A 21,696-nucleotide genomic window follows, 5' to 3' on the forward strand; every position below is an offset into this window, starting at 1 on the left:
TATTGTTGCATCGCGGCATATCGAATCCCATTGATTTGAATCAATATTGTTCCCGCTCAGCCTCGTCCGCGATACCCCGGCACGTCCTGCGAAGGCAGCCACAATCCTTCCGGGGGCGAGCCCGACTGCCAGAATACGTCGATTGGAATGCCGCCGCGCGGATACCAATAGCCGCCGATGCGGAGCCACAGCGGCTGCATTTCCGCGAACAGCCGCTCGCCGATGCCGACCGTGCAATCCTCATGAAACGCCTGATGGTTGCGGAAGGCGCCAAGGAACAGCTTGAGCGACTTGGATTCGACGATCGTCGCGTCGGGCGCGTAATCGATGACGAGGTGCGCGAAATCGGGTTGCGCCGTCACCGGACACAGGGACGTGAATTCGGGCGCGGTGAAGCGCACCAGATACGGGCGCCCGCGACGCGGGTTGGGAACGTAATCGAGCACGGCTTCCTCGGGCGAGGAAGGAAGCGCGCTGGTCTGGCCGAGATGCTTTGGAGTCATGCCGGCTATGTAGTGTCGTACACGCGGGTTCGCCACTGCGCCTCGACGACGCCGGGATGCAGGGCTAGGACGCGGTTCGAGGGCTGCACCGCCCCGCCCCCAGACACGATGAGGTGTGAACATGGACTCGCTGGTATCGACCGAATGGCTCGCCGCCGAACTGGGCGCGGCCGATCTGCGCATCGTCGATGCGAGCTATTACCTTGCCGAGCACAAGCGCGATGCGCGGGCCGAGTTCGCGGCCGCGCACATCCCGGGCGCGGTGTTTCTCGATCTGGCCGAGGTGGCGGACACGGCGAGCCCCCTCCCCACCATGCTGCCCGCGCCCGAGAAATTCGCGAGCCGGATGCAGTCGCTTGGCCTAGGCGATGGCACGCGGATCGTGATCTATGACGCATCCCCGGTGCGTTCATCGGCACGCGCATGGTGGATGCTGCGCCATTTCGGCGTGCGCGATGTCGCGATCCTCGACGGCGGCTTCAGCAAATGGCGCGCCGAGGGCCGCGCCGTGGAAAGCGGCGAACCCGCGCCACGGCACCGCCATTTCACCATCGCCGCGATACGAGACGACGTGCGTGATCTGGCGGCGATGCGGGCCAACATCGACAGCGGTGCCGAGCAGGTGCTCGACGCGCGATCGGCGAGCCGCTTCACCGGCGAGGAAGCCGACCCGCGCCCTGGCGTTGCTCCCGGCCATATCCCCGGCTCGAAACACCTGCACTATGCGACGCTGTTCAACGCCGACAACACGTGGAAGACCGGAGACGCGCTGCGGGCGGCGTTCGACGATGCCGGAATCGATCTCGCGAAGCCGCTCGTCACCACCTGCGGATCGGGCATCACCGCCGCCGGGCTGCTGTTCGGCGCGCATCTGCTCGGCGCGGACGGTGCGCTCTATGACGGCAGTTGGTCCGAATGGGGGGCCGATCCCGCTACCCCCAATGCGACGGGCGAGGCATGAGCGCGAACGGTAAGGGCGATTCGACCCGCGTCGTCGCCGCCGGACGGCGCAAAGACTGGACCCAGGGCATCGTCAACACCCCGGTCTGGCGCGCCTCGACCATCCTGTACGACAGCGTCGCGGACCTGCGCGCCTCGGGCGCCACCGACACGCACCATCGCCTGTTCTACGGCCGGCGTGGTACGCCGACCCAGTGGAGCCTCGCCGACGCGCTCACCGAACTCGAGCCGGGCGCCGAGGCGACGTTCCTCTATCCGTCGGGCGTCGCGGCGATCGCCGCGGCATTGCTTTCGGTAGTGTCTCCCGGCGACGAGCTGCTGCTCGTCGACAGTGCCTACGATCCGTCGCGCGGGATCGCCAACACGTTGCTCAAGCGGATGGGCATCACCACGCGCTTCTACGATCCGCTGATCGGGGCCGGCATCGCCGACCTGATCGGCCCCGCCACGCGCGCGATCCTGATGGAGAGCCCCGGCAGCCTCACCTTCGAGGTGCAGGACGTGCCGGCGATCTGCGCGGCGGCGAAGGCGCGCGGCGTGGTGACGCTACTCGACAACACCTGGGCTACGCCCTTGTTCTTCCCCGCGATCGAACATGGCGTCGATCTGTCGATCCTCGCCTGCACCAAATATGTCGTCGGCCATTCGGACGTGATGCTCGGATCGGTCACGGCGGCACCAGGGCATTTCGGCAAGCTACGGGATACCAGCTTTCAATTGGGTCAGGTCGCGAGCCCGGACGATTCGTGGCTCGGATCGCGGGGCTTGCGGACGATGGCGGTGCGGCTGCGCCAGCATCAGGCGAGCGCACTCCGCATCGCCGAATGGCTGGCGGGGCGCCCCGAAGTGTCACGCGTGCTACACCCGGCATTGCCCTCCTGCCCCGGCCATGCGCTGTTCGCGCGCGACTTCAAGGGCGCGTCGGGGCTGTTCTCGTTCGTGTTGAACGGCGGGGACGATGCGGCGCGCGCCGCGCTGATCGACGGCCTCGACCATTTCGGCATCGGCTTTAGCTGGGGCGGGTTCGAAAGCCTCGCGCTGCCGGTCGATCCCGCACGCCACCGCACCGCAACACGCCGCGCCGATGCCGGACCGATCATCCGCCTCCAAATCGGGCTGGAGGACACCGACGATCTGATCGCCGACCTCGACGCCGGGCTCGCCCGCTTCCGCGCGCACGTCTCATAAAGGAAGACGTGTTGCCCGGCCACCACACTGGCAACAAAACAGACACAAACCAGCAAAATTTTGTTGTGCTGCACCATGAGCACCGGCACATCAAAGCCTCCAACGGCCAGTTGCGCGGAGGGCTTCCCTTACAGACGCACATGCCCACGGAAGCAGGCGGGGACGACGCATTTCGAAAGGAAAACGATGCGCTTCTCCACACTCTCGCTCGGCGCGCTGCTGCTCGCCGCCTCCGTCACGCCCGCCTTCGCGGACGACGCACCCACCGCTCCGGCTCCGGCATTCACCGTTTCGGGCGGTGCCACGCTGATCTCGGACTACAGGTTCCGCGGCATCTCGCAGACCGACAAGAAGGTGGCTTTGCAGGGCACCTTCACGGTCTCGCATGAGTCCGGCCTTTACGCGACGGTCTGGGGCTCCTCGATCGATGATTATGTCGCAAACGGCAGCGATCAGGAAATCGATCTGATCGCGGGCTATTCGAAGACGATCAACGGCATCAAGCTCGATGGCGGCGTGCTCTATTATTACTATCCCGGCGGCGGCCACGCCAACACCGATTTCGCCGAGCCCTATTTCGACGTCTCGACCCAGTTCGGTCCGGTTAACGGCAAGGTCACCGTCAATTACGCGCCCAAGCAGAAGGCGCTGAGCGTCGGCAAGGGCGCCGAGGACAATGTGTATCTCGCTGGCGATCTCGCCGCCTCGGTGCCCAACACCCCGATCAGCTTCACCGCGCATCTCGGCCACACCTTCGGCCCGAGCTATCTTTCGATCGGCGACAATTACACCGATTGGGGCCTTGGTGGCGCGGTGACGTGGAACCACCTCACGCTCGGCGTCAGCTATGTCGATACGAACAAGGATTCGTTCATCACCGATCAGCACGACAGAACCCGCAACATTTCCGGGTCCGGCGTCGTGGTGTCGCTGGGCGCCGCGTTTTAAGCGAGCGCTCGCCAGGGACCGACGACAAAGAAAAAGGGAGCGGTTCGCCGCTCCCTTTTTTGTGTCCGTGGCTTAGCGGCGGCTCACTTCGGCGCGGACGCCCGTGCGCTTTGGCCGTCGCCCTCGGGGGCAGCAACCACGTCGCGGGTTGAGGCGCCCTTGTCGATCACGTTGGTCTGCGGATCGTCGACCGACGAGCGGATACCGGGATCGTCGGAGTCCACGCCCGCCGCCGCGATCGTCGCGCTCTCGCCCGCGCCACGCGCGGCCGGGCCACCGAACAGAGCATCGAGCGCCTGCGCGTTGGGGCTGATGTCGTTGGCGCGCGCGGCACCCGGCTGCGGCGGCGCCAACGAGAAATCGGGCGGAATCACCAGCGGCGCCTGGCGCGCGACGGCGAACTCGTCGGGTCCGCCGGGGCGGCCGAGCCGCGAATGGCCACAGCCGCCGAGCAACAGCGCGACACTCGATACGCTCGCGACACAAACCAGTTTACGCATTGCCAGAATTCTCCACAGAAGCTCGTTCCGCCCGGGGCTTGTCGCGTACCAGAAGCGCGCGGACGAACAAGACGAGCACCCCCACCGTAATCGCCGCATCAGCGACATTGAAGACCAAAAACGGTTGCCAGGTGCCGATATGGAAATCGGCGAAATCGACGACGTACCCGAGCCGGACGCGATCGAGGATGTTGCCGATCGCACCGCCCAACACGCAGCCGAGCGCGATCTGCTCGATCCGTTTGGGCTCGCGCAGCATCCACACCAGCACGCCTACCGCGATGAGGCCGGTCATCGCCACCAGCATCCAGCGCATCATGTCGGTGCTGGCGTGGAGCAGCCCGAGCGAGACACCACGGTTGGCGACGAACTGCAGGTTGAAGAACGGCGTGATCTCGCGCGCATTGGTCAGTTCGTCGAGACCAAGGACTTGGGTGACACCGTATTTCGCCGCCTGATCGGCGATGAACAACACGGCGGCGGCGGCGAAGCCGGCGATCGGCAAGCGGCTCATGCGACGACGCTTTCGCAGCGATCGCACAAAGCGAGGTCTTCGGTCACCTCGGGCAGCAACCGCCAGCAGCGGCCGCATTTATGATAGTCGGTGCGCGTCACCGACACACCCTCACCCTTTGTCACTTTCGCGACGATGAACGCCTCGGCCAGTTCGGCCGCATCGACCGGCAGCGAGGGCACCGTCACCTCGGCTTCGAGGCTGGAGCGCACCACCTTCTCGCGGCGCAGCGGCTCGATCGCCTCGGTGACTTGCGCGCGCAGGGCGCGCACCTCGGCCCAGAGCGTCGACACGCCATCGTCGCCCGGCACCGCCGGCAGTTCGGGCCATTCGAGGAAATGCACCGAGCCGTCCTCGCTCGGGAAGCGCGCCTGCCACACTTCCTCGGCCGTGAAGCACAGGATCGGCGCGGCGTAGCGCACCAAAGCATGGAACAGGATGTCGAACACGGTGCGCGCGGCACGGCGCTTGAGGTCGCTCGGCGCGTCGCAATAGAGCGAGTCCTTGCGGATATCGAAGTAGAAGGCCGACAGATCCTCGTTGGCGAAATCGGTGAGCAGCCGCAGATAACGGTTGAACTCATACGCCTCGGCCGCCGCCTTCAACTCCACGTCGAGCGTGCCGAGCAGATGGAGCACGTAGCGCTCCAGTTCGGGCATCTCATCCGGCGCGACCGTCTCGACGTCGGTGAAGCCGTCGAGCGCACCGAGCAGATAGCGGAAGGTGTTGCGCAACTTGCGATAGGCGTCCGAGGTGGTGTTGAGCACCTCCTTGCCGATCCGCACGTCCTCGAAATAATCGACCGAGGCGACCCACATGCGCAGGATGTCGGCACCACTCTCGCCGATCACCTTCAAGGGATCGACGACGTTGCCGAGGCTCTTCGACATTTTCCGCCCGTTGCCGTCGAGCGCGAAGCCGTGCGTCAGCACCGCGTCATAGGGCGCGCGCCCGCGCGTGCCGCAGCTTTCGAGCAGAGACGACTGGAACCAGCCGCGATGCTGGTCCGAACCTTCGAGATAGAGGTTGGCGCGAACGCCTTCGCCGTAGCGCGCCTCGATCACGAAGGCATGAGTCGAGCCGCTGTCGAACCACACGTCGAGGATGTCGGTGACGACCTCATAGTCGGCCGCGTCATAGTCGGGGCCGAGCAGCGCCTGATGATCGGCCGAGAACCACGCATCGGCGCCGCCCGCCGTGAAAGCGTCGCGGATGCGCTGGTTGACCGCCGGGTCGCGGAGGTAGTCGCCCGTCGCGCGGTTGACGTAGAGCGCGATCGGCACGCCCCACGCGCGCTGGCGCGAGATCACCCAATCGGGCCGCTGCGACACCATCGCGTTGATGCGGTTCTTGGCGCGCTCGGGCACCCAGCGGGTATGTTCGATCGCATCGAGCGCGATCTCGCGGAGGGTGGCGCCGTTGGAGCTAGGGGCGGCGTGCGTGGCACGTCCTTCGACAAGCTCAGGACGAACGGAGGGACTGGTCGCGCCGCTCTCTACACCGTTCGTGCTGAGCGAAGTCGAAGCACGTGCCCCGGACGGTTGGTCCATCGGAATGAACCACTGCGGCGTCGCGCGGAAGATCACCTTCGCCTTCGAGCGCCAGCTATGCGGATAGCTATGCGCGAAATCGTCGCTCGCCGCGAGCAGCGCGCCCGCAGCGCGCAGGTCGGAGCAGATCGGCCCCTCGGCGCTGACGAACTTCTTGTTGATGACGCTGCCCTGCCCGCCGAGCCACAGCCAGTCGGGCCGGTACATGCCCGCGCCATCGACCGCGAACACCGGATCGATGCCGTGCGCCTTGCACAGCAGGAAATCGTCCTCGCCGTGATCGGGCGCCATGTGGACAAGGCCGGTGCCGGCATCGGTGGTGACGAAGTCGCCGGCGAGGAACGGACGCGGGCGCGCGAAGAACCCGCCGAGCGCGTGCATCGGGTGGCGCGCGGTTGCGCCAGTAAGGTCTGAGCCTCTGATGTTGGCCTCAACGACTAGGTTGACCTGATAATCTCGCCCAAGCCCTTGTTGCATCCGGCTCTGCAACGCGCCGACCAAATGCGAGGCCACGATGTATCTGTTCTCAGCAATAGGAAGGAGTGGATGCGCTCCCTCAACGACATGAGCATCGCCAGAACCGCGCATGGTTGCACCAAGATGAAGCGCAACCACAGCGTACTCAATCTCCGGCCCATAAGCCAAAGCCTGGTTGACCGGGATCGTCCACGGCGTCGTCGTCCAGATCACCGCATGCGCGCCGACCAGTTCGGGCGCGTTCGGCGCTTCCACAATCTCGAACGCCACGTCGATCTGGGTCGAGACCACGTCCTCATATTCGACCTCGGCTTCGGCGAGCGCGGTCTTTTCGACCGGGGACCACATCACCGGCTTGGCGCCGCGATAGAGCTGCCCCGACTCCGCGAACTTGAGCAACTCGCCGACGATCGACGCTTCCGCTTCGAACTTCATCGTCAGATAGGGATCGGCCCAGTCGCCCATCACGCCGAGCCGCTCGAACTGCGCGCGCTGCACCGCGACCCATTTCTCGGCATAGGCGCGGCACTCGGCGCGGAACTGCGCGACCGGTACCTGATCCTTGTCGAGCTTCTTGGCGCGATACGCTTCCTCGACCTTCCATTCGATCGGCAGGCCGTGGCAATCCCAGCCCGGCACGTAGGGCGCATCCTTGCCCAGCAGCGACTGGCTGCGGACGATGATGTCCTTGAGCACCTTGTTCATCGCATGGCCCATGTGAATGTCGCCATTCGCGTAAGGCGGGCCGTCGTGCAGGATGAAGCGCTCGCGCCCGGCGCGCTGCTCGCGCAGCCGATCGTACAGGCCGAGCTTCTCCCAGCGCGCCAGGATCGCGGGTTCCTTGGCGGCGAGGCCGGCCTTCATCGGGAAGTCGGTCTTCGGCAGGAAGACGGTTTCGCGCCAGTCGCGCGGCGTATCGGATGCGGTGGTGTCGGTCATGGGTGCGCGCGCAATATACGAGGGGCGCGTGCGTTACAAATTGTTCAAGGCGGTTCCCTTTCGCACCCGCGCGGCTAGGGACGGCGTTCAACCCTCATGACCGACCTGATCGTCCAACTCATCGCCCGCAGCGGCTATCTCGGCATCTTCCTGCTGATGGCGCTGGAGAACATCTTCCCGCCGATCCCGTCGGAGGTCATCATGGGCCTGGGCGGCATCGCCGTCGCGCACGGCGAGATGGACATGGTACCGCTCATCGTCGCAGGCACGCTGGGGACGACCGCCGGGAATTACGCCTGGTATGCGCTTGGCCGACATTTCGGTGTCGCACCACTCAAGCCCGTGGTGGCCCGCTGGGGCCGCTGGCTGACGGTCGAATGGCGCGATGTCGAGCGGCTCCATGCCTTCTTCCAGCGCCACGGCGAATGGGTGGCGTTCGTGTTCCGCTTCATGCCCGCCTTCCGCACGATCGTCTCGCTGCCGGCGGGGATGGCGCGCATGCAACGCTGGAAGTTCTGCCTGTGGACGACGGCAGGGGCGGCGATCTGGAACACGTTGCTGGCGTGGGCGGGCTGGTATCTCGGCGCGCGGTTCCGCGTGCTGGAGGCTTGGTTCGGCCCGGCAAGCGCGGCGATCATGGCCGCGGTGGCGGTGGTGTATGTGTGGCGCGTGGTGACGTGGAAGCCGCGGGGAGAATAAGCGTCGCCCCGGCGCAGGCCGGGGCCGCTGCGTTATAGGGCACTCGGCTCGCCAAACTACGTAACGGCCCGGGCCTGCGCCGGGGCGACGGTTAGGCGGCGCGAGGGACGATGCGGTCGAGGTCGCCGTCAAGCGCGCGCTTGGCTTCCTCAAGATCGAAGTCGTTTTGCAGCGCGAGGAACACACCTTCGGAAATACCGAAATAGCCGCTCAGCCGCAGATCGATCGCGGCATCGACATCGAGCTTCGACGAGACGAGCGCGGCGAGACGCGTCTCATCGATACCCGCCCCCAGCGCGACTTCCGCCAAGGGGATTTCGCTGCCGATCAGAAAATCCTGGCGCAGAATGTCGCCGGGATGGACATTGTCCAGCCGGTCCTCATCCGCGATGGTAGTCCTCGATCCGGACATCCTCCGCGCCTCCGTTCGACCAGTGGTTTACCGCCCCCGCCGGCTCGCCCCCGGCAGCCCGGCGCGCATCTTCTGGCTCTTGCCATACCGCGTCTTGCGCGTTCCCGGCTTGCCCTCGTTCGAGCGGCCCATCACCGGCGCCACCGGGCGTTCGGCGCCGGGAAGCCCCAACTCCTCCGCTTCGAGCACGCGAATCTCGTCGCGCAAGCGGCCGGCTTCCTCGAATTCGAGGTCGGCGGCGGCGGTGCGCATTTTCTTCTCGAGCTCCTCGATATAGGCGCGCAGGTTGTGGCCGACCATGTGCGGGCGGTCCTCGTCGATCTCGACCGTGACCTGATCGCGCTGCGACACGTCCTGGATGATGTCGCCGATGTTGCGGCGGATCGTCAGCGGGGTGATGCCGTGTTCTTCGTTGTAGGCGCGCTGCTTCTCGCGGCGGCGGTTGGTCTCGTTGAGCGCGCGCTCCATGCTGCCGGTCATCCGGTCGGCGTAGAGGATGACGCGGCCGTCGACGTTGCGCGCGGCGCGGCCGATCGTCTGGATCAGCGAGGTTTCGGAGCGCAGGAAGCCTTCCTTGTCGGCGTCCATGATGCACACCAGCCCGCATTCGGGGATGTCGAGCCCCTCGCGCAGCAGATTGATGCCGACCAACACATCGTACACGCCGAGCCGCAGATCGCGGATGAGTTCGATCCGCTCGAGCGTCTCGACGTCCGAGTGCATGTAACGGACCTTGAGCCCAGCCTCGTGCATGAACTCTGTCAAATCCTCGGCCATGCGCTTGGTCAGCGTGGTGACGAGCGTGCGATAGCCGAGCTCCGCGGTCTTGCGGCACTCGACGATGCAATCCTGCACCTGCTCCTCGACCGGCTTGATCTCGACCGGCGGGTCGATCAGCCCGGTCGGGCGGATCACCTGTTCGACGAACACGCCGCCGGTCTGCTCCATTTCCCAAGCGCCCGGCGTCGCCGAGACATAGGTGGTCTGCGGGCGCATCGCGTCCCATTCGTTGAAGCGTAGCGGCCGGTTGTCGATCGCGCTCGGCAGGCGGAAGCCATATTCGGCGAGCGTCAGCTTGCGGCGGTGGTCGCCGCGCGACATGCCGTTGATCTGGCCGACCGTCTGGTGGCTTTCATCGACGAACAGCAGCGCGTTGTCGGGCAGATATTCAAACAAGGTGGGCGGCGGCTCACCCGGAAGGCGGCCGGTCAGGAAGCGCGAGTAATTCTCGATGCCGGCGCATGATCCGGTCGCGGCGATCATTTCGAGATCGAAGTTGGTGCGCTGTTCGAGCCGCTGCGCTTCGAGCAGCTTGCCCTCGGGGATCAGTTCCTTGAGCCGCTCGGCGAGTTCGTGCTTGATCGCCTCCATCGCCTGTTTGAGCGTAGGGCCGGGCGTGACGTAATGCGAGTTCGCGTAGATGCGAACATAATCAAGATTAGCCACCTTCTTGCCGGTGAGCGGATCGAACTCGGTGATCTCCTCGATATCGTCGCCGAAGAAGGAGATGCGCCAGGCGGTATCCTCATAGTGCGACGGGAAAATCTCGAGATTATCGCCCTTTACCCGGAAATTGCCGCGCGCGAAGGCGGCGTCGTTGCGCTTGTATTGCAGCGCGACGAGCTTGCGGACGATCTCGCGCTGGTCGACGCTCTGGCCCTTCTTGAGATCGAAGATCATCGCCGAATAGGTTTCGACCGAGCCGATACCGTACAGGCACGACACCGAGGCGACGATGATGACGTCGTCGCGTTCGAGCAAAGAGCGGGTCGCCGAGTGGCGCATCCGGTCGATCGCCTCGTTGGTCGAGCTTTCCTTCTCGATATAGGTGTCCGAGCGCGCGACGTACGCCTCGGGCTGATAATAATCGTAATAGCTGACGAAATATTCGACCGCATTGTCCGGGAAGAACGACTTCATCTCGCCGTAGAGCTGCGCCGCGAGGATCTTGTTGGGGGCGAGGATCAGCGCGGGGCGCTGCACCGCCTCGATCACCTTCGCCATCGTGAAGGTCTTGCCCGATCCGGTGACGCCGAGCAGCACCTGATCGCGCTCGCCGCTTTCGGTCTGCGCGACGAGTTCGGCGATCGCGGTGGGCTGGTCGCCGGCGGGGCTATAGTCCGAGACGATCTTGAACGGCCGCCCGCCTTCCGCCTTGGGCGGGCGCGAGGGCCGGTGCGGGATGAAGGTCTGCCCGGTTTCGGGCTCGTCCAAGGTCGTGCGAATCTGGATTGCCATGTCCGGCAATATGGGCTGTACCGCGCCCAGCCGCAACAAAGCGGGAACGGGTCGCACAAAACAAACCGTATCAAAGGGATGACTCCATGCGTTTGGTGTTTGCCGCCGTTCTGACTCTGCCGCTCGCCGCCTGCGGCCCCGCCAAGACCCCGACCGTGGAGGCGACCAACGCGACGCCCGCCGAAGTGCAAGCCAAGGTGGCCGCGGCGACCGGCGACGCCGATCTCGTCAAGCCGGGGCGGTGGGAAGGCAGCATGACGATGCACGACATGCAGATGAGCGGCCTGCCCCCTGAGGTGCAGCAGCAGATGAGCGCGCGGATGACCGAGCCGCATCGCTTCACCAGTTGCGTCACGCCCGAAGACGTCAAGGCCAAGCGCGGCTTCTTCACCGGCGCGAAGGACAGCCACTGCACCTACGACCATTTCACGATGGCGGGCGGCAAGATCGACGCGGCGATGGTCTGCAAGGAAACCGTCGGCACGATGAAGGCGACGATGGCGGGCAGCTACACGCCCGAAAGCTATCATTTCGACATGCGTTCGACCACCGAGGCGCCCGGTGCCGGCGCGGCGCCAGGCGGCCCGGGCGCGCAGAAGATGACGATCACGATCGACGCCAGGCGCACCGGCGAATGCCGTGGCGACGAGAACGGAGCGACGCCGAAAACCAAGCCGTAAGGCGCCACTGCCTGCGCGGCGGAGCGTGCCCCGCCCGCGCCGTCCCGCGCGGAACGCCGCGCCCGAATGTGCGTTCCACCGCCTCCGAAGGAGGAGGTGTGTATGCGTAAACGTGTTGCCGCCGCACTGGCGATCGGGATCGCGATGCTGTCGGTATCGAGCGCCGAGGCGCGCGACGGCTGCGGCCCCGGCGGGCATCGCAATCGCTGGGGCGATTGCCGCCCCAACCGCGGGCCGGTGATCGTCGAGCGTGGCCCGGTGGTGGTCGAGCGCGGGCCGCTGGTGGTCGATCGCTATTATGCCGGTCGCGGCTATTGGGACGGCCGGCGCTATTGGCATCGCCGTCAACGCTGGCACGGCGGCTGGCGCTACTGGTAAGTCTCCCGCGCCGTCGCCGTGCGCGGCGGCGCGCTTTGCCCTATCCGCCGCGCCGCATCGCCATCAGGCCAGCGCGGACCATCGCCGGGCGCAACGTCACGGCAAGCTCCGCACCGCCGGCGAGGCGAGGCACGCCGCCGTAGCGGCCGGCAGAACAGGCTTCGCCACCGGCGGCGCATACGGCGCGATCGGTACCGGGCGGCCGAACGCGACGGTGCCGAAGCCGCTCAAACCGCGACAGCGCTCGATCGCCGCGAGCAGACGCGGCGGCGTGTCATAGGCTTCGTAGGACAGGCGGAAAGTCCCCCAGTGGATGCCGATCGCGCTCGATGCGCCAAGCCGGCGATACACCTCGACCGCGTCGATCGGCCCGATATGGCTGCCCGCCGCCATTTGCCCGGCGGAAAAGCGGAACGCGCCGATCGGGATCAACGCCAGCCGCACCGGGCCATAGGCCGCCGCCTCGTCCGCCCAGCGCAGATCGCCCGCGCCGGTGTCGCCCGCGAAGAACAGATTGCCGCCGGGCAGCGTCACCACGAAGCTGGACCACAATGCCCGGTTGCGATCGGCCATCCAGCGGCTGCCCCAATGGTGATTGCGCGTCACGATCACCTCGACGCCGGGCTTGACCGGCACGCGGCCGCCCCAATCCCGCGCGATCGCGGGGACGCCCGCCTGGCCGATGACGCTGTCATTGCCCAGGCTGGTGACGATGCGGGGGTGATCGCGATCCCACAATCGTTTGAGCGTGGCGAGGTCCAGATGGTCGTAATGGTCATGGCTGACCAGGACGAGGTCGATCTTCGGCAGCGAGTCGAACGCCACGCCCGGTTCGGCGACGCGCTTGGGGCCAAGCCCGAGCGGCCCGGCGCGCGGCGACCAGACCGGATCGGTGAGAATGTTCAGCCCCTGCGTCTGCACCAGCACGGTGGCGTGCCCGACCCAGGTGGCGAGCATCGCGTCGCCGCTGACGCGCGGCGGCGGTGCGACGCGGCGGACGGCGACGTGATCGGGCCACGCCGGGCGCCCGTCGCTGCCGGTGAGGAAGCGCACCATCATGCCCAGGCCCGGCGCCGGCGCGGGTTTGCCGCCGGGGCGGGCGGCGGGCGCGAACGTGTCGTCACCATCGGGATTGGCGAAGCGCCTGCCGTCGAAATGCCCGCTCACCGGTCCGCGATAATAGCGCGCGTCGAGGAAGCGGGGCAGAACCGTGATCGCAAGGCAGATCAAGACGACGATCCACAGGATCGCCGCCACCAGGAAACGAAGAAACCGCATGACGTGCCGTTGAGCCATTGTGCGGCGCGGCGCAACCCCGCGCGGAGCGCCCGTCGCCCCGCACACCGGATAGCGCGGGTCAGGCGGCCGCGTGCGTCACAGCGCGCCGGCGAGCGCGAGCACCACGCCGGTCGCGACGATCAGCAGCCCCGCGACCTCGCTCCGCGCCATGCGTTCGCCGAGGTAGAAATGCGCGAACGCCATCGTGAAGGCGACCTCGACCTGCCCGACGATCCGCACCAGCGCGACCGGCGCGGTGGCGAAGCCGGTGAACCAGCACGCCGAACCGACCGAGGAGAGCAGACCGACCTGGCCGGACACCCGCCAGCTCGCCAGCACGCGCGCCATCTCGCCACGTTCGCGCAGCAGCACATAGCCGCCCTGCAACATCGTCTGGGTGGCGACGGTCGCCGTGAGCGTGACGAGCGCGGCGAGGATGTGATCGCCGGTCGCGACTTCGAACGTGGTGCGGCGGATCGCGATCGTCGCCAGCGCGAACACGGTGCCCGAGGCGATACCGTAGAGCGCCGCCCGCTCGCCGAGCGCACGCGCGAACGCGACCGGCGCCATCGCCCGCCCGCCGGTCGCCAGCACCATCACCCCGACCACGCCGAGCGCGATGCCGGCCCAGCTCAACGCGCTCAAATGGTCATGGAGCAGCACCGCCGAGAACAGCGCCGCCTGCACCGCCTCGGTCTTCGAATAGGCCGTGCCGACGACGAAGTTGCGCTCACCGAACGCCATCAGCAGCAGGTTGGTCGCGACGATCTGCCCGATCGCCCCGGCGAGGCAGAACGGCCAGAATTGCGCACCGAGCGCGGGCCAGACGCCGGGCGCGGCAAGTGCGTGATAGCCGGCGAGCATGACGAGCGCGAACGGCAGACCGTAGAGATAGCGCACCAGCCCGGCGCCGTTGACCGACAGCGACCTGCCGACCCGCCGCTGCACCGCCGTCCGCCACGCCTGCACCGCGCCCGCGACAAGGGTAACGGGGAGCCAGATCGGGGAGGCGATCATGGCGTGCGCCCAAGCACGTTGCCGCGGCGCAGGCTGGGGCCGCCGAGTTTTGGGCAGTCCGCTCGCAAAGTTACGCAGCGGCCCCGGCCTTCGCCGGGGCGACGGTTATGCGTTGATCGTTTCCCAGAGGTCATCCCAATTGGGGTTCGCTTCGGCGATCAGGCGGCATTTCCATGAACGATTCCAGTCTTTCAGGCGCCTCTCGCGGAGGATCGCATCCTCGATGCGGTCGTGATGTTCGATCAGTACGAGGCGGGTGCAATTCCATTTCGCGGCAAAGGCGGAGCCGCGTTTCTCGCGATGCGCCTGAATGCGGGCGATGTCAGCCGTGACGCCGATGTAGAGGATGCCGAACGGCTTGTTGGTCATGATGTACGTGAAGCCGCCCATCAACACCCCGGCCCGATATCGTCGCCCCGGCGCAGGCCGGGGCCGCTGCGTTTTAACCACCTCGATCGCCAAATCACCTGGCGGCCCCGGCCTGCGCCGGGGCGACGTGCTTGGCTATCTCACCCTTTACCTCACGCCAGCAGCTTCTCCCGCGCGATCTTCTCCTTCCACACCAAGGGCGCGAGCTGGTGCACGTTCGCGCCCGACGAATCGACCGCGACCGTCACCGGGAAATCCTGCACCTCGAACTCGTAGATCGCTTCCATGCCGAGATCGGCGAAGCCGACCACCTTCGAACCCTTGATCGCGCGCGCGACGAGATAGGCCGCGCCGCCGACCGCCATCAGATAGGCGCTTTCCTTCTCGGCGATCGCCTTGGTCGCGTCCGCGCCGCGCTCGGCCTTGCCGACCATCGCGAGCAGGCCCTGGTCGAGCATCATGCGGGTGAACTTGTCCATCCGCGTCGCGGTGGTGGGGCCGGCGGGGCCGACCACTTCCTCGCCGACCGGATCGACCGGACCGACATAATAGATCACCCGCCCCCGGAAATCGACCGGCAGCGGCTCGCCCGCATCGAGCATGTCCTTGATCCGCTTGTGCGCGGCGTCGCGGCCGGTGAGCATCTTGCCGTTGAGGAGAAGGCGGTCGCCCTGCTTCCAGCCCTTGACGTCCTCGGGCGTGAGCGTGTCGAGATCGACGCGGATCGCGGCGGAATCGGGCTTCCAATCGACCTTGGGCCATTCGTCGAGCTTGGGGGTTTCGAGGAAGGCGGGGCCGGAGCCGTCGAGCGTGAAGTGCGCGTGGCGGGTGGCGGCGCAGTTGGGGATCATCGCAACCGGCTTGCCGGCGGCATGGCACGGCGCATCCTTGATCTTGACGTCGAGGATGGTCGAGAGCCCGCCCAGCCCCTGCGCGCCAATGCCGAGCGCGTTGACCTTGTCGAAGATCTCGATGCGCAGCGCCTCGATATCGTTACGAGGGCCACGCGCCTTCAATGGTCCCATGTCGATCGGCTCCATCAGCGCCTGCTTGGCGAGCAGCACGCAATGTTCGGCGGTGCCGCCGATGCCGATGCCGAGCATGCCGGGCGGGCACCAGCCCGCGCCCATCTGCGGCAGCATTTCGAGCACCCAGTCGACGATCGAATCGCTCGGGTTCATCATCTTGAACTTGGATTTGTTCTCGCTGCCGCCGCCCTTGGCCGCGACATCGACCGAGACGCGCGCGCCCGGCACCATCTCGACATGGAGCACGCAGGGCGTGTTGTCCTTGGTGTTGCGGCGGGTGAAGGCGGGATCGGCGAGCACCGAGGCGCGCAGCTTGTTCTCGGGGTTGAGATAGGCAAGCCGGACGCCCTCATCGACGATCTCCTGGAGCGAGCGGCTGGTGTCGTCGAAGCGACAGTCCATGCCCCACTTCACGAACACGTTGACGATGCCGGTATCCTGGCAGATCGGGCGATGCCCCTCCGCGCACATCCGCGAATTGGTGAGGATCTGCGCGATCGCGTCCTTCGCCGCCGGACCTTGTTCGGCCTCATAGGCGTCGCCGAGCGCGCGGATATAGTCCATCGGGTGATAGTAAGAGATGAACTGGAGCGCGTCGGCGACGCTCTCGATCAGATCGGCTTCGCGGATGATGGTGGTCATGGCTGCTCGCTCGAAGGAAATGGTGGCCGCACCTAGACCACATCGCGCGCCGAGGGAAAGTCCCACGCCCGAGCGGCGGCTTGAGCGTGAATGTGGCGGTTACCACCATTATGGAGGTGAACACCGTATTCCGGCGCATGCCGGCAAGCAATTGGCAAGGATCGGCGGCTAGGTCCGCCGCATGGTTCCACCGCTCACTCCCCTCCGCACGGCCGCGCTTTGTCTATGTGTCGCCGTGACGACGGCGGCTGCGATGGCGAGCCGCGACGCGCGCGCCGTGCCGCTCGCGCTCATGCTGGTGGGCGGGGTCGCGGTCCTGCTGTTCCGCACCGCGCGCGCGCCGCAGCGCCCCCCGGCGCTCGCCAACCCGCTCGCCGATGGAGTCGCGGCGCGGCTGGTGCGCGAATATGAGGAACAGGGCACCGGCTGGTTCTGGCAGACCGACCGCGAGGGGCGCGTCACCTATCTCTCGACCAAGGTCGCCGCCGAACTCGACACCGCCGATACGCCCGCGATCGGCGCGCCGATCCGCACGCTGTTCCGGGTCGATACCAACGCGACCGAGACGGAACGGACGATCGCCTTCCATCTCGCCTCGCGCACCGCCTTCTCCAACTATTCGGTGCGCCCCGCGGTGCCGGGGAAACTGGAGCGCTGGTGGTCGATGTCGGGCCGGCCGATCACCGATGCCGACGGCACGTTCCAGGGTTTCATCGGCAACGGCAGCGACCTCACCGAGCGCCGCCGCGCCGAAGCCGAGATCGCCCGCCTCGCCTTGTTCGACAGCCTCACCGGCCTCGCCAACCGACAGCGGATGCGGCAATGGCTCGACCAGACACTGTCGCAGGCGCGCGGCGGGCGCGGCACCGCGCTGTTCCTGCTCGATCTCGACCGGTTCAAGGCGGTCAACGACACGCTCGGCCACCAGACCGGCGACGCGCTGCTCAAGCAGGTCGCGCAGCGGCTGGTGCGCGCGATCGGCGACAGCGGGCTGGTCGGGCGGCTGGGCGGCGACGAGTTCCAGGTCGTGCTGCCGGGGATGACCGAGCACGACATGCTCGGCACGGTCGCGCGCGGCGTCATCGAGGCGCTGTCGCAGCCCTATTCGATCGACGGCTCCTCGATCTCGATCGGCTGTTCGATCGGCATCGCGATCGCGCCCGAGGACGGCGACGATGCCGAGACGATGGTGCGCAATGCCGATCTCGCGCTGTACGGCGCCAAGGGCGACGGGCGCGGCGTCCACCGTTTCTTCAAGCCGGCGATGCTCGACGGCGCGCGCAGCCGCAAGCAGATCGAGGACGATCTGCGCCACGCGCTCGCCGCCGATCAATTGCACGTCGCCTATCAGCCGGTGGTGAGCACCGCGAGCGGGCGGATCGTCGGCTATGAGGCGCTGGTGCGCTGGGAGCATCCGACGCGCGGATCGGTCTCCCCGGCCGAGTTCGTGCCGGTCGCGGAGGATTGCGGCCTGATCGAGGCGATCGGCGAATGGGTGCTGCGCACCGCCTGCATCGAGGCGGCGACATGGCCGGACGACATCCGCGTCGCGGTCAACGTCTCGCCGATCCAGTTCGCCAATCCGGCGCTGCCGACGATCGTCACCTCGGCGCTGGCGCGCTCGGGCATCGCGCCGGGGCGGCTCGAACTGGAGATCACCGAGGGCGTGTTCCTCGACGAAACGGCGCAGTCCGAGCAGATGTTCAAGACGCTCAAGGCGATCGGCGTGCGGCTCGCGCTCGACGATTTCGGCACCGGCTATTCCTCGCTCGGCTATCTGAAGAAGGCGCCGTTCGACAAGATCAAGATCGACCAGGGCTTCGTGCGCGGCGCCGCGATCCCCGGCAACCGCAACGCGGCGATCATCCGCGCGATCGTCACGCTCGCCGACGCGCTCGACATGGAGACGACCGCCGAGGGCGTCGAGACGCAGGACGAGATCGCGCTGATCCGCGCGCTCGGATGCAGCCACATCCAGGGCTGGGCCTATGGCAAGGCCGCGCGCGCGGGCGAGGTGCCGGCGCAGCTCGCCGCGCAGGGCGGCATGCCGCTCGCCTCGGCCCCTGCCAGGAGCCGCCCGCCGCGCCACACGATGATCCGCACCGCGCGCATCCGCGCGGGCGATGCCGCGGGCGAGATCCGCATCCGCAACCTGTCGCCGGGCGGGGCGATGATCGACGGCATCGCGATCGACGGCGAGGCGACCGACGTGGACGTGATGATCGAACTGGTCGAGGATGAGATGTTTCCCGCCAAGCTGCGCTGGGCGATCGATGGCCGCGCCGGGCTGGAATTCGAAAGCCCCTTCAACATGGCGCGGCTCGCCCGCCCAACCTTGCCGGTGCGCAAGGCGGGATAGCCTATTTCCCGTCCCGAAGGCGCGCGCGAGCATCGCCGCACCTGTTGGCGCTAAGCGCCCGGCACATACCGGGTCGGGTGGCCGGCAGCGCGCAAAGAAATCTGTGGATTCCCGGTTCGTTCCCTTGCGTTTCGCGGAGGTGGCGGAAGTCCACGCGTCGCGGCGTGGCACGCTTCCCGCGATGCCATGAACCGAATCAAAATAGCGACGAACCGAGTCCCTGATCTGTCATTTACGGTCTTGCGATCGCGCGCGATCCGGCACAATCTGTAGGGGTAAGGTTCGGGGGCGAACCCAAGAACTGGTAGAATGGGGTGGCGAACCCCATATGATAGAGCGGTTGCGCGGTGCGTTTTGCATAGGCGCGGCCTTATTTTGTTCTCACGGGCGAGCGCCCGCAGTGATAGCATCGGGGACTGCCCCCGATTCGAACGGACCGGGAACACGGTCCGCCTATAGAGATGGTTTGGACAGGGGCGATACCGATGGATTTCAGGGACACCCAGGAAGTGAGCGTAGAGATGGCGACCGACACGATCGAAGCGACGAAAGTCGAGGCCGGCGGCGCCGACCGCAAGCTCGCCGAGCGCGGCGATTCGAAGGCGGTGCGCCCGCAGCTCTATCCGGTCGAAGTCGATCATTCGCGCGACGCGCTCCTTACCGATTTCGGCAAGGAGACGCTGACCGATCGCTATCTGCTGCCCGGCGAGCGCTTCCAGGATCTGTTCGTGCGCGTCGCCTCGGCCTATGCCGACGACGCCGGCCACGCGCAGCGGCTGTACGATTACATCTCGCAACTGTGGTTCATGCCGGCGACGCCGGTGCTGTCGAACGGCGGCACCGGGCGAGGCTTGCCGATCTCGTGCTTCCTCAATTCGGTGCCCGACAGCCTCAACGGTATCGTCGATACCTGGAACGAGAACGTCTGGCTCGCCTCGCGCGGCGGCGGGATCGGCACCTATTGGGGCAATGTGCGCGGCATCGGCGAGCCGGTCGGCCTCAATGGCAAGACCAGCGGCATCATCCCGTTCGTGCGCGTGATGGATTCGCTGACGCTGGCGATCAGCCAAGGCTCGCTGCGGCGCGGCTCGGCGGCCTGCTATCTCGACATCTCGCATCCCGAGATCGAAGAATTCCTCGAAATCCGCAAACCCTCGGGCGATTTCAACCGCAAGGCGCTCAACCTGCACCACGGCGTGCTGATCCCCGATGCCTTCATGGAAGCGGTGCGCGACGGCAAGGAATGGGCGCTGGTCAGCCCCAAGGACGGATCGGTGCGCAGCACGGTCGATGCGCGCGCGCTGTTCCAGAAGCTGGTCGAGACCCGGCTGGCGACCGGCGAGCCGTACATCGTCTTCGCCGACCATGTGAACAAGAACATGCCGAAGCACCACCGCGAGCTCGGCCTCAAAGTCTCGACCTCGAACCTGTGCAGCGAGATCACGCTGCCGACCGGCAAGGACCATCTCGGCAACGATCGCACCGCGGTGTGCTGCCTGTCCTCGCTCAACCTCGAGACCTGGGACCAGTGGAAGGACGCGAAGGGCTTCATCGAGGACGTGATGCGCTTCCTCGACAACGTGCTTCAGGACTATATCGACCGCGCCGAGCCGGGCATGGAGCGCGCCGCCTATTCGGCGATGCGCGAGCGTTCGGTCGGGCTCGGCGTGATGGGCTTCCACTCGTTCCTGCAGGCGCGCGGGCTCGCCTTCGAAGGCGCGATGGCGAAGTCCTGGAACCTGCGCATGTTCAAGCACATCAAGGCGCAGGTCGACGAAGCCTCGATGCACCTCGCGGTCGAGCGCGGCCCCTGCCCCGACGCGGCCGATCGCGGCGTGATGGAGCGCTTCTCGTGCAAGATGGCGATCGCGCCGACCGCGTCGATCAGCATCATCTGCGGCGGCACCAGCGCGTGCATCGAGCCGATCCCGGCGAACGTCTATACGCACAAGACGCTGTCGGGCAGCTTCTCGGTGCGCAACCCGTATCTCGAGAAGCTGCTGATCGATAAATCGAAGAACTCGGAAGCGGTGTGGAATTCGATCCTCGAGCGCGGTGGTTCGGTGCAGCATCTCGACTTCCTCACGCCCGAGGAGAAGGATTGCTACAAGACCAGCTTCGAGATCGACCAGCGCTGGCTGATCGAGCTTCAGGCCGATCGCACGCCGTATATCGACCAGTCGACCTCGCTCAACCTGTTCATCCCCGCCGATGTCGAGAAATGGGATCTGCTGATGCTGCACTTCCGCGCGTGGGAACTGGGCATCAAGTCGCTCTATTATCTGCGCTCGAAATCGGTGCAGCGCGCCGGTTTCGCGGGCGGGGTCGAAGCCGACAACACGATCGACGCGCCCAAGTTCGAGCTCGGCGAGAGCACGGACTATGACGAATGTCTGGCGTGCCAGTGAGGTGGTTGAGGTAAGTCGCCCTCACCCTCCCATGCTGCGCATGGGCTCCTCCCTCTCCCAAAGGGACAGGGGTTCTGCCCCTCTCCCTGTGGGAGAGGGAGGGAGCCGCGCAGCGGCGGAAGGGTGAGGGAGAATGCGCACGTATCGCAATCAACCCGGCGGCACGGTAACACGTGCGCGCGATTTGCGTCGTAACGCCACCGAGGCGGAAAAAGCGCTGTGGCGTGCGCTGCGCGAAAGCTTCCCGGGGCTAAAATGGCGGCGGCAAGTACCAGTCGGCCAATACTTTGCGGACGTCCTGTGTTTCTCGGCAAGACTCGTCATCGAAATCGATGGCGGCCAGCACGCAGCGGCGACAGATTATGACGCGATCCGCTCAAGCTTTTTGGAGAGCGAAGGCTATCGAGTCCTGCGGTTCTGGAACAACGATGTGCTGCAAAATCTCGACGGGGTAATTGCGAGAATCACAAAATCCCTCTCCCAGCGGGAGAGGGAAGGAGCCGCGCAGCGGCGGAAGGGTGAGGGCGACGCGACACTCTTAGCGCACACGCCCTCACCCCGCGCGGCTGCGCCGCTTGCCCCTCTCCCGATGGGAGAGGGGGAGTGAGC

General features: G+C 66.5%; 19 protein-coding genes. 9 read left to right on the forward strand and 10 right to left on the reverse strand.

Features of this window, described 5'->3' with window-relative positions:
* Nucleotides 1-56 precede the first annotated feature (56 nt).
* Nucleotides 57-503, reverse strand: a complete 447-nt coding sequence (queF, locus tag BLS81_RS05245) for a preQ(1) synthase (RefSeq protein ID WP_093221491.1) — start codon at nt 501-503, stop codon at nt 57-59.
* A gap of 121 nt (nt 504-624) precedes the next feature.
* On the opposite strand from queF, the gene BLS81_RS05250 reads away from it, so the two are divergent.
* The 3 genes from BLS81_RS05250 to BLS81_RS05260 all read left to right on the forward strand — a co-directional run bounded on the left by BLS81_RS05250 (nt 625) and on the right by BLS81_RS05260 (nt 3,599).
* Entirely contained in the window at nt 625-1,464 is an 840-nt protein-coding gene (locus BLS81_RS05250) for a sulfurtransferase (RefSeq protein WP_093221494.1), read from the forward strand.
* Nucleotides 1,461-2,651 carry a cystathionine beta-lyase gene (gene metC / locus BLS81_RS05255; RefSeq protein ID WP_256326069.1) on the forward strand — a complete coding sequence of 397 codons (1,191 nt, stop codon included), beginning with the start codon at nt 1,461-1,463 and terminating at the stop codon, nt 2,649-2,651. Before BLS81_RS05250 ends, metC begins: the two co-directional genes overlap by 4 nt.
* Nucleotides 2,652-2,837: 186 nt before the next feature.
* A complete protein-coding gene (locus tag BLS81_RS05260) occupies nt 2,838-3,599 on the forward strand; it encodes a TorF family putative porin (RefSeq protein ID WP_093221500.1) in 762 nt (253 codons plus the stop codon).
* An 83-nt stretch (nt 3,600-3,682) separates the two neighbouring features.
* Here BLS81_RS05260 and BLS81_RS05265 read toward each other — a convergent pair whose 3' ends face one another.
* Genes BLS81_RS05265 through ileS form a run of 3 tightly spaced genes read right to left on the reverse strand, consistent with a single transcriptional unit; the run spans nt 3,683 to nt 7,579 of the window.
* Nucleotides 3,683-4,099 carry a DUF3035 domain-containing protein gene (locus tag BLS81_RS05265; RefSeq protein WP_093221502.1) on the reverse strand — a complete coding sequence of 139 codons (417 nt, stop codon included), beginning with the start codon at nt 4,097-4,099 and terminating at the stop codon, nt 3,683-3,685.
* Nucleotides 4,092-4,613, reverse strand: coding sequence for a signal peptidase II (gene lspA, locus BLS81_RS05270; protein ID WP_093221505.1), 522 nt, complete (start codon nt 4,611-4,613; stop codon nt 4,092-4,094). Before lspA ends, BLS81_RS05265 begins: the two co-directional genes overlap by 8 nt.
* Nucleotides 4,610-7,579, reverse strand: a complete 2,970-nt coding sequence (gene ileS, locus BLS81_RS05275) for an isoleucine--tRNA ligase (protein WP_093221507.1) — start codon at nt 7,577-7,579, stop codon at nt 4,610-4,612. The genes lspA and ileS overlap by 4 nt, the downstream gene beginning before the upstream one ends.
* A gap of 96 nt (nt 7,580-7,675) precedes the next feature.
* On the opposite strand from ileS, the gene BLS81_RS05280 reads away from it, so the two are divergent.
* Nucleotides 7,676-8,278 (forward strand): DedA family protein, encoded by a 603-nt coding sequence (locus BLS81_RS05280; RefSeq protein WP_093221510.1) that lies wholly within the window; start codon nt 7,676-7,678, stop codon nt 8,276-8,278.
* Nucleotides 8,279-8,369: 91 nt separating this feature from the next.
* On the opposite strand, the gene BLS81_RS05285 is transcribed toward BLS81_RS05280, so the two are convergent.
* Nucleotides 8,370-8,690: a HigA family addiction module antitoxin gene (locus BLS81_RS05285; protein ID WP_093221512.1), complete on the reverse strand. Its 321-nt coding sequence runs from the start codon at nt 8,688-8,690 to the stop codon at nt 8,370-8,372.
* A 27-nt stretch (nt 8,691-8,717) separates the two neighbouring features.
* Nucleotides 8,718-10,928 (reverse strand): excinuclease ABC subunit UvrB, encoded by a 2,211-nt coding sequence (gene uvrB, locus BLS81_RS05290; RefSeq protein WP_093221515.1) that lies wholly within the window; start codon nt 10,926-10,928, stop codon nt 8,718-8,720.
* A gap of 86 nt (nt 10,929-11,014) precedes the next feature.
* Here uvrB and BLS81_RS05295 point away from each other — a divergent pair, with 86 nt between their 5' ends.
* Together BLS81_RS05295 and BLS81_RS05300 are read left to right on the forward strand one after the other, a co-directional pair.
* Nucleotides 11,015-11,608 (forward strand): DUF3617 domain-containing protein, encoded by a 594-nt coding sequence (locus tag BLS81_RS05295; protein WP_093221517.1) that lies wholly within the window; start codon nt 11,015-11,017, stop codon nt 11,606-11,608.
* A 102-nt stretch (nt 11,609-11,710) separates the two neighbouring features.
* Nucleotides 11,711-11,986 carry a GCG_CRPN prefix-to-repeats domain-containing protein gene (locus BLS81_RS05300; RefSeq protein WP_093221521.1) on the forward strand — a complete coding sequence of 92 codons (276 nt, stop codon included), beginning with the start codon at nt 11,711-11,713 and terminating at the stop codon, nt 11,984-11,986.
* A 96-nt stretch (nt 11,987-12,082) separates the two neighbouring features.
* Here the strand turns inward: BLS81_RS05300 and BLS81_RS05305 are convergent, their stop codons facing one another.
* The 4 genes from BLS81_RS05305 to BLS81_RS05320 all read right to left on the reverse strand — a co-directional run bounded on the left by BLS81_RS05305 (nt 12,083) and on the right by BLS81_RS05320 (nt 16,320).
* A complete protein-coding gene (locus BLS81_RS05305; protein WP_093221524.1) occupies nt 12,083-13,264 on the reverse strand; it encodes an MBL fold metallo-hydrolase in 1,182 nt (393 codons plus the stop codon).
* Between the two features lie 96 nt (nt 13,265-13,360).
* Complete coding sequence (locus BLS81_RS05310; RefSeq protein WP_093221526.1) at nt 13,361-14,281, reverse strand: EamA family transporter; 921 nt, start codon at nt 14,279-14,281, stop codon at nt 13,361-13,363.
* A gap of 105 nt (nt 14,282-14,386) precedes the next feature.
* Complete coding sequence (locus tag BLS81_RS05315) at nt 14,387-14,671, reverse strand: GIY-YIG nuclease family protein (protein WP_093221529.1); 285 nt, start codon at nt 14,669-14,671, stop codon at nt 14,387-14,389.
* Between the two features lie 131 nt (nt 14,672-14,802).
* The gene (locus BLS81_RS05320; protein ID WP_093221531.1) at nt 14,803-16,320 is read right to left on the reverse strand and encodes a fumarate hydratase; all 1,518 of its coding nucleotides are present in this window, start codon (nt 16,318-16,320) and stop codon (nt 14,803-14,805) included.
* 235 nt (nt 16,321-16,555) lie between these two features.
* Here BLS81_RS05320 and BLS81_RS05325 point away from each other — a divergent pair, with 235 nt between their 5' ends.
* From BLS81_RS05325 to BLS81_RS05335, 3 genes are all read left to right on the forward strand, one after another.
* Nucleotides 16,556-18,679: a putative bifunctional diguanylate cyclase/phosphodiesterase gene (locus BLS81_RS05325; protein ID WP_256326070.1), complete on the forward strand. Its 2,124-nt coding sequence runs from the start codon at nt 16,556-16,558 to the stop codon at nt 18,677-18,679.
* Nucleotides 18,680-19,164: 485 nt separating this feature from the next.
* The gene (locus tag BLS81_RS05330) at nt 19,165-21,087 is read left to right on the forward strand and encodes a ribonucleoside-diphosphate reductase subunit alpha (protein ID WP_093221536.1); all 1,923 of its coding nucleotides are present in this window, start codon (nt 19,165-19,167) and stop codon (nt 21,085-21,087) included.
* Nucleotides 21,088-21,220: 133 nt separating this feature from the next.
* Nucleotides 21,221-21,694, forward strand: coding sequence for an endonuclease domain-containing protein (locus BLS81_RS05335; RefSeq protein ID WP_093221539.1), 474 nt, complete (start codon nt 21,221-21,223; stop codon nt 21,692-21,694).
* Nucleotides 21,695-21,696 lie beyond the last annotated feature (2 nt).

It is taken from the genome of Sphingomonas sp. NFR15, assembly GCF_900103265.1.
Taxonomy (GTDB): domain Bacteria; phylum Pseudomonadota; class Alphaproteobacteria; order Sphingomonadales; family Sphingomonadaceae; genus Sphingomonas; species Sphingomonas pollutisoli.

What these genes read in the sequence shown, in the direction of transcription:
- BLS81_RS05310 (WP_093221526.1), bottom strand. Translation starts at nt 14,281, where the DNA reads ATGATCGCCTCCCCGATCTGGCTCCCCGTTACCCTTGTCGCGGGCGCG.
- BLS81_RS05285 (WP_093221512.1), bottom strand. Translation starts at nt 8,690, where the DNA reads ATGTCCGGATCGAGGACTACCATCGCGGATGAGGACCGGCTGGACAAT.
- BLS81_RS05320 (WP_093221531.1), bottom strand. Translation starts at nt 16,320, where the DNA reads ATGACCACCATCATCCGCGAAGCCGATCTGATCGAGAGCGTCGCCGAC.
- BLS81_RS05265 (WP_093221502.1), bottom strand. Translation starts at nt 4,099, where the DNA reads ATGCGTAAACTGGTTTGTGTCGCGAGCGTATCGAGTGTCGCGCTGTTG.
- lspA (WP_093221505.1), bottom strand. Translation starts at nt 4,613, where the DNA reads ATGAGCCGCTTGCCGATCGCCGGCTTCGCCGCCGCCGCCGTGTTGTTC.
- BLS81_RS05295 (WP_093221517.1), top strand. Translation starts at nt 11,015, where the DNA reads ATGCGTTTGGTGTTTGCCGCCGTTCTGACTCTGCCGCTCGCCGCCTGC.
- BLS81_RS05260 (WP_093221500.1), top strand. Translation starts at nt 2,838, where the DNA reads ATGCGCTTCTCCACACTCTCGCTCGGCGCGCTGCTGCTCGCCGCCTCC.
- BLS81_RS05250 (WP_093221494.1), top strand. Translation starts at nt 625, where the DNA reads ATGGACTCGCTGGTATCGACCGAATGGCTCGCCGCCGAACTGGGCGCG.
- metC (WP_256326069.1), top strand. Translation starts at nt 1,461, where the DNA reads ATGAGCGCGAACGGTAAGGGCGATTCGACCCGCGTCGTCGCCGCCGGA.
- BLS81_RS05330 (WP_093221536.1), top strand. Translation starts at nt 19,165, where the DNA reads ATGGATTTCAGGGACACCCAGGAAGTGAGCGTAGAGATGGCGACCGAC.
- uvrB (WP_093221515.1), bottom strand. Translation starts at nt 10,928, where the DNA reads ATGGCAATCCAGATTCGCACGACCTTGGACGAGCCCGAAACCGGGCAG.
- queF (WP_093221491.1), bottom strand. Translation starts at nt 503, where the DNA reads ATGACTCCAAAGCATCTCGGCCAGACCAGCGCGCTTCCTTCCTCGCCC.
- BLS81_RS05300 (WP_093221521.1), top strand. Translation starts at nt 11,711, where the DNA reads ATGCGTAAACGTGTTGCCGCCGCACTGGCGATCGGGATCGCGATGCTG.
- BLS81_RS05280 (WP_093221510.1), top strand. Translation starts at nt 7,676, where the DNA reads ATGACCGACCTGATCGTCCAACTCATCGCCCGCAGCGGCTATCTCGGC.
- ileS (WP_093221507.1), bottom strand. Translation starts at nt 7,579, where the DNA reads ATGACCGACACCACCGCATCCGATACGCCGCGCGACTGGCGCGAAACC.
- BLS81_RS05305 (WP_093221524.1), bottom strand. Translation starts at nt 13,264, where the DNA reads ATGCGGTTTCTTCGTTTCCTGGTGGCGGCGATCCTGTGGATCGTCGTC.
- BLS81_RS05315 (WP_093221529.1), bottom strand. Translation starts at nt 14,671, where the DNA reads ATGGGCGGCTTCACGTACATCATGACCAACAAGCCGTTCGGCATCCTC.
- BLS81_RS05335 (WP_093221539.1), top strand. Translation starts at nt 21,221, where the DNA reads ATGCGCACGTATCGCAATCAACCCGGCGGCACGGTAACACGTGCGCGC.